Below are 5,772 nucleotides of genomic sequence, written 5' to 3' on the forward strand. Positions count from 1 at the left end.
CCGGCCACGACTCCGCCGGCGACGATGGCCAGTCGCCACCACTGCACTCGCGTCGGGATGTGCTGCCGTGTCGCGGCCAGGGCGATCCCCGCCAGGAGGGCGGCGACGACCGCGCGCCCTGCACCGATGAACAGCGGGGAGAGGCCGTCGACGGCGATCCGTGTGAACGGGAGGGTGAACGAGAAGGCCGTGACGCCGAGAAGCCCCCACCAGAGGCCGGCGTGCGTCGATAGCACTGTCGATCGCTGAGCGATAACGCTACTCTCTACTTTCATGAGTCAGGATAGCAGTGACCGGATCGTCGCCGGTGTCCGTGCATGGATCTCCTCCGCCTCGCCGGGCGCGCGAGTGCCGTCGAACCGAGCACTGATGGCCGAATACGGGGCGAGCCCGGTGACCGTGCAGAAGGCGATGCAGCAGCTCGTCCGGCTCGGGCTGGTGGAGTCGCGTCCGGGCGCCGGCACGTTCGTCCGCGCGATCCGCCCCGCCCGCTCAGCCGACTACGGCTGGCAGACCGCAGCGCTCGGCACCGCGCCCGCCGGACTCGCGGGCCTGTCGTCCACGCAGCGCACAGTGTCCCCGGAGGCGATCGGGCTCCACTCCGGCTACCCCGCGGTCGAGCTGCTGCCGGAGCGGCTCGTACGGCAGGCGCTCGTGCGTGCCGCACGCACCGATGCGGCGCTGACCCGCTCGCCCGCCGCGGGGCTGCCGGAGCTGCAGGCCTGGTTCGCCGGAGAGCTCGCCGCCACCGCACCCGCCGGCGTCACACCCGCATCGGCGCGCGATGCTCTCGTCATCTCAGGCAGTCAGAGCGGGCTGAGCTCGATCTTCCGTGCGGTCGTGGGCCCTGGGCAGCCGCTGCTCGTCGAGTCGCCCACCTACTGGGGCGCGCTGCTCGCCGCCGCGCAGGCGGGTGTCGTGCTGGTGCCGATCCCCTCCGGCCCCCAGGGCCCCGATCCGGATGACGTGGAACGGGCGTTCGCGCAGACGGGGGCCCGAGCGTTCTACGCGCAGCCGACGTTCGCCAACCCGACCGGCGCGCAGTGGCCGACCGCGACGGGGGATGCCGTGCTCGAGACCGTTCGCCGGCATGGGGCCTTCCTGATCGAGGACGACTGGGCGCACGACCTGGGGATCGATGCCGAGCCGCGGCCGGTCGCCGCCTCCGACGATGACGGTCATGTCGTGTACCTGCGCTCCCTCACCAAGAGCGCCTCACCCGCCCTGCGCGTCGCGGCCGTGATCGCCCGGGGACCTGCGCGAGAGCGGATCCTGGCCGACCGCGCGGCGGAGTCCATGTACGTGAGCGGGCTGCTGCAGGCCGCCGCGCTCGACGTGGTCACGCAGCCCGCCTGGCGCACGCACCTGCGCGGGTTCCGCGAGCACCTGCGCGCGCGCCGCGACCTGCTGGTCTCGAGCCTGGCCGAGCACGCCCCGTCGGCGCAGGTCGAGGGCATCCCGGCAGGCGGCCTGAACCTGTGGGTGCGGCTCCCAGAGGGGACGGATGTCGTGCAGGTCGTCCGCGACTGCGAGGTGCGCGGTGTGATCATCGCCCCCGGGTCCGAGTGGTTCCCGGCGGAGCCCTCGGGCTCGTACGTGCGGCTCAACTACGCGAACGCCGACCCCGCGCGCTTCGCCGAGGCCGCCGGCATCCTCGGTTCGGTGCTCGAAGGGGTGTGAGGAGAGCCGCGGCGCCTACTCCTGCGGCGGACCAGCGGGCCGGTGTGCGCGGCGGCCGTTCACGACCACGGGCCGCCCGGCGCGCTCCTGGCCCGGCAGCGGACGGGAACGGCGGCCGTAGATGAGCTCCGACGAGTCGAGCAGCCAGGGCACGAGGGTGATCGACACCCCGTGCACGAGCATCAGCTGGTTCGCGAGCCGGCGGGCGCGACGGTTGTGCAGGAACGACTCCCACCAGTGCCCCACGATGTACTGCGGCAGGTAGACGGTCACGACGGACGAGCCGTGCTTCTCGCGGTACTGCTTGATGAACTGGGTGACCGGCTGCGCGAACGAGCGGTACGGCGACTCGACGATCACGAGCGGGATGGGCACGAGGTGGTCGGCCCACTCCTGCTGCAGCGTGGCGGCGTCGTCGGAGGCGACGGCCACGTGCACCGCGAGTGTCTTGCCGTGCTTGGCCGCGATCGCATAGTCGATGGCCTTCACGACGGGCTTCTGCAGTCGGTTCACGAGCACGATCGCGAGGTCGCCGGTCGCGCCGAACTTGGTGGTGTCGTCGATCGCGATCTCGTGTTCGACGTCGCGGTAGTACCGCTTCACGCCCAGCATGAGGAAGGCGAGGATCGGAATCGCGAAGAACACCAGGTAGGCGCCGTGCGTGAACTTGGTGATCGTCACGATGAGGAGCACGAGCACGGTCATCACTGCGCCGGCCGAGTTGATGATGAGCCCGATCTTCGCCGAACGACGATCGGAGGCGGATGCTCCGTCGATGCCGGATCCTGCCTTGCTTTCGACCGGTCCGCGCAGCAATCGTCGCCAGTGCCGGACCATGCCGATCTGCCCGAGCGAGAACGACACGAATACGCCGATGATGTACAGCTGGATCAGGGTGGTCAGCTTCGCCTGGAACACCACGAGCACCGCGATCGCCGCGATGCCGAGCAGAATCATGCCGTTCGAGAACACCAGGCGGTCGCCGCGGGTGTTGAGCGACTTCGGGGCGTAGCCGTCGCGGGCGAGCACGGCGCCCAGCAGCGGGAACCCGTTGAAGGCGGTGTTCGCGGCGAGCAGCAGCACACATGCGGTCGCGGCCTGCACGATGAAGAAGGCGATGCTGCCACCGCCGAACGTGGCCGAGGCGATCTGCGCCATCAGGCTCGGCTGCGGGTTCGTGCAGTCGAAGCCGATCAGGTCGCACGGGTTCTCGGCGTAGTGCACGCCGGTGATGAGGGCGAGCGCGGTGAGCCCGGCGAACAGGCAGGCCGCGATCGACCCCATCAACACGAGCGTCGACTGGGCGTTGCGCACCTTGGGCGCCCGGAACGCGGGAACCCCGTTCGACACGGCCTCGACGCCGGTGAGGGCGGAGCAACCGCTCGAGAACGCGCGCAGGATCAGCAGGATCACCGCGGCCTGGCTGAGACTCTCGGCCTGCACGGAGAAGTCCGCACTCGAGGCCACGGGGGCGTCGCCCAGGAACGTGCGGATCAGGCCGGTGACGATCATGATGCCGACCGACGCGATGAAGACGTACGTCGGGATCGCGAAGACGAGAGACGCTTCGCGGACCCCGCGCAGGTTCACGAGGATGATCAGGATCACGAAGCCGACCGCGAGTTCCACCCGGAACGGGTCGAGGCCGGGCACCGCCGAGATGATGTTGTCGACACCGGACGCGACCGACACGGCCACGGTCAGCACGTAGTCGACCAGGAGCGCCGCGGCGACGATCACGCCGGGGATCTCGCCCAGATTCTTCGACGCGACCTCGTAGTCGCCACCGCCCGAGGGGTAGGCCTTGATGAGCTGCCGGTAGCTGAGCACGACCACGATCAGCAGCACCACGACCGAGATCGCGACGAGCGGCGTGAAGGAGAGGAAGGTGAGCCCGCCGATCAGCAGGATCATCACGAGTTCCTGTGGCGCGTAGGCCACGGAGCTCAGCGCGTCCGACGCGAAGATCGGCAGTGCCATGCGCTTGGGGAGCAGCTGGTCGTCGACCTGCTGGCTCGTCAGCGGTTCCCCGATGATGATGCGCTTCGCGCGCGGCGGCGCGTCCGCGCTCTCCCTGTTTTCGTTTGACACGTCCGGCGACACTACGCCTGCTGACGGCATCCTCACGCGATCCTCACGGAATCCCTACGGTCGGATACGGGTCCCTCACGGAATCCTTACGGCCGCGGCTACACTGGCACGCTGTGGAAGATCAGGTGCTGCTCGGGTTCATCGCCATCGCGATCGGAGTGGCTTTCGGCATCCTCCTGTTCGTGCCGTTCGTGGCGATCAGCTACCGTCGGCGCGGGCGGCTCGGCCTCGGGCGCACGCTGCTCTGGCTGTCGGCCCTCATCTACTTCTGGGCGATCTGGACGTACACCCTGCTTCCGCTGCCCGACCCGGACACGATCCGCTGCGTCGGGGCGATCACCGATCCGATGTCGGTCGTGCGCGACGTGCAGAAGGCGTTCGCGGCGCCGGGCAACCCGCTGCGGCAGCCGGCCCTGCTGCAGTTGGTGTTCAACGTGCTGCTGTTCCTCCCGCTCGGCTTCTTCGTGCGGGTCCTCGCCGGTCGCGGCATCCTGGTAGCGCTCGCCGCCGGATTCGGACTGTCGCTGCTGATCGAGACGACGCAGTTGACCGGCGTGTGGGGTGTCTATCCCTGCGCGTATCGCTTCTTCGACGTGGGTGATCTGATGACGAACACCCTCGGCGCCGTCGTCGGCTGCACCGTGGCGCTGGTCGTCCCGCGGTCGCTGCGCGGCGCGGCGGCGCGCCCCGACGCCGCCCTTCCGCGACCTGTGACCCGCGGTCGCCGCGCCCTCGTCATGCTGTGCGACTTCCTCGCCTACGGCTTCCTGAGCATGGGCGCCGGCGTGACCGTGCAGGTGTGGCTGGAGTTCGTCGTGAAGGACCGCGCCGCGGTGCTCGACGGCACTCTCTCGTCCGCGGCGGCCACGATCGTCCCGTCCGCACTGTTCCTGGTGCTGATCCTGATCGGCGGGCGTTCGATCGGTGACATCGCCGTGCAGCTCCGCTACACGGGATCGCGTCTGCCGGCACCGTTCGCGCGCCTCCTGCGCTGGGCGGGCGGCATCGGAGGGATCAGCGCTCTTCAGCTGCCCGGCGGGATCTTCGGGTTCGCGGCGGCCGCGCTGTTCCTCGTCGCGGTCGTCCTGTTGTTCACGACCCGCTCCGGGCGCGGCCTGCCCGGTGTCCTCTCCGGCCAGCACCTCGTCGACGCGCGGGCGGACGTCGCAGCCCCGCGCCCCGGAGCCCGCCGCATGTGAGTCGTGAGGACATCGCGCATCCACAGCGGTTTCCGATCACGAACGCGTAACGTCGATGCCATGTCGACCGTTCACGTCACCGAGGACACGATCAACCAGGCCCGCGTGCTGCGTGACGAGCTGCAGCGGTTCCTGCGCGAGTACGAGTTCGGGATGCGCGAGGTCGAGACGAAGATCTCGATCCTCCGCGACGAGTTCACGCACGACCACGCGTACAACCCGATCGAGCATGTGAAGAGCCGGCTGAAGTCGCCGGACAGCATCGTCGAGAAGATCGCCCGCAAGGGAATCGACGAGCCCGACTTCGACCGCATCCGCGCCGAGATCACCGACATCGCCGGCGTGCGCGTGACCTGCAGCTTCGTCGCCGACGTCTACCGCCTGTTCGACCTGCTCACCGCGCAGGACGACGTCACGGTGCGCACCGTCAAGGACTACATCGCGCACCCGAAGGCCAACGGCTACAAGAGCCTGCACGCGATCATCGAGGTGCCCGTGTTCCTGTCGACCGGCGCGCTGTCGGTTCCGGTCGAGGTGCAGTTCCGCACGATCGCGATGGACTTCTGGGCCAGCCTCGAGCACAAGATCTACTACAAGTTCTCGAACCAGGTGCCCTCGCACCTCGTCGACAGCCTGTCCGACGCCGCGGATGCCGCCTCCGAGCTCGACAGCCGCATGGAGCGCCTGCACCGTGAGGCGCACGGCGTGCCCCAGCGTCAGCTCGCTCCGCCGCCGCCCCCTGCACCTCGCTCTGCTCCGCCCGCGCCTGTCGACCCGCGGGTCGTCGGGGTCTAGCCGACGG

The 5,772-nt window shown here is 69.5% G+C and carries 5 protein-coding genes; 3 read left to right on the forward strand and 2 right to left on the reverse strand.

What is annotated here, in order from left to right; all coding sequences use genetic code 11:
- A partial coding sequence (locus ACNPM4_RS20570; protein WP_448987003.1) for an EamA family transporter occupies positions 1-275 on the reverse strand: 275 nt, incomplete at its 3' end.
- Between ACNPM4_RS20570 and ACNPM4_RS20575 the strand changes: the two genes are divergently transcribed.
- Positions 274-1,680 carry an aminotransferase-like domain-containing protein gene (locus tag ACNPM4_RS20575; RefSeq protein WP_448987004.1) on the forward strand — a complete coding sequence of 469 codons (1,407 nt, stop codon included), beginning with the start codon at positions 274-276 and terminating at the stop codon, positions 1,678-1,680. The genes ACNPM4_RS20570 and ACNPM4_RS20575 overlap by 2 nt on opposite strands.
- A gap of 15 nt (positions 1,681-1,695) precedes the next feature.
- Here ACNPM4_RS20575 and ACNPM4_RS20580 read toward each other — a convergent pair whose 3' ends face one another.
- Positions 1,696-3,801, reverse strand: a complete 2,106-nt coding sequence (locus ACNPM4_RS20580; RefSeq protein WP_262002895.1) for an APC family permease — start codon at positions 3,799-3,801, stop codon at positions 1,696-1,698.
- Between the two features lie 83 nt (positions 3,802-3,884).
- Here ACNPM4_RS20580 and ACNPM4_RS20585 point away from each other — a divergent pair, with 83 nt between their 5' ends.
- On the forward strand, positions 3,885-4,970 hold the full coding sequence (locus ACNPM4_RS20585; RefSeq protein ID WP_448987005.1) for a VanZ family protein: 1,086 nt from the start codon (positions 3,885-3,887) through the stop codon (positions 4,968-4,970).
- Between the two features lie 60 nt (positions 4,971-5,030).
- Positions 5,031-5,765: a GTP pyrophosphokinase gene (locus ACNPM4_RS20590; protein ID WP_262002891.1), complete on the forward strand. Its 735-nt coding sequence runs from the start codon at positions 5,031-5,033 to the stop codon at positions 5,763-5,765.
- Positions 5,766-5,772 lie beyond the last annotated feature (7 nt).

The sequence above is a fragment of the Microbacterium umsixpiens genome, assembly GCF_053543675.1.

Coding starts and splice junctions, on each gene's coding strand:
- ACNPM4_RS20580 (WP_262002895.1), bottom strand. CDS start 3,801: ATGCCGTCAGCAGGCGTAGTGTCGCCGGACGTGTCAAACGAAAACAGG.
- ACNPM4_RS20590 (WP_262002891.1), top strand. CDS start 5,031: ATGTCGACCGTTCACGTCACCGAGGACACGATCAACCAGGCCCGCGTG.
- ACNPM4_RS20575 (WP_448987004.1), top strand. CDS start 274: ATGAGTCAGGATAGCAGTGACCGGATCGTCGCCGGTGTCCGTGCATGG.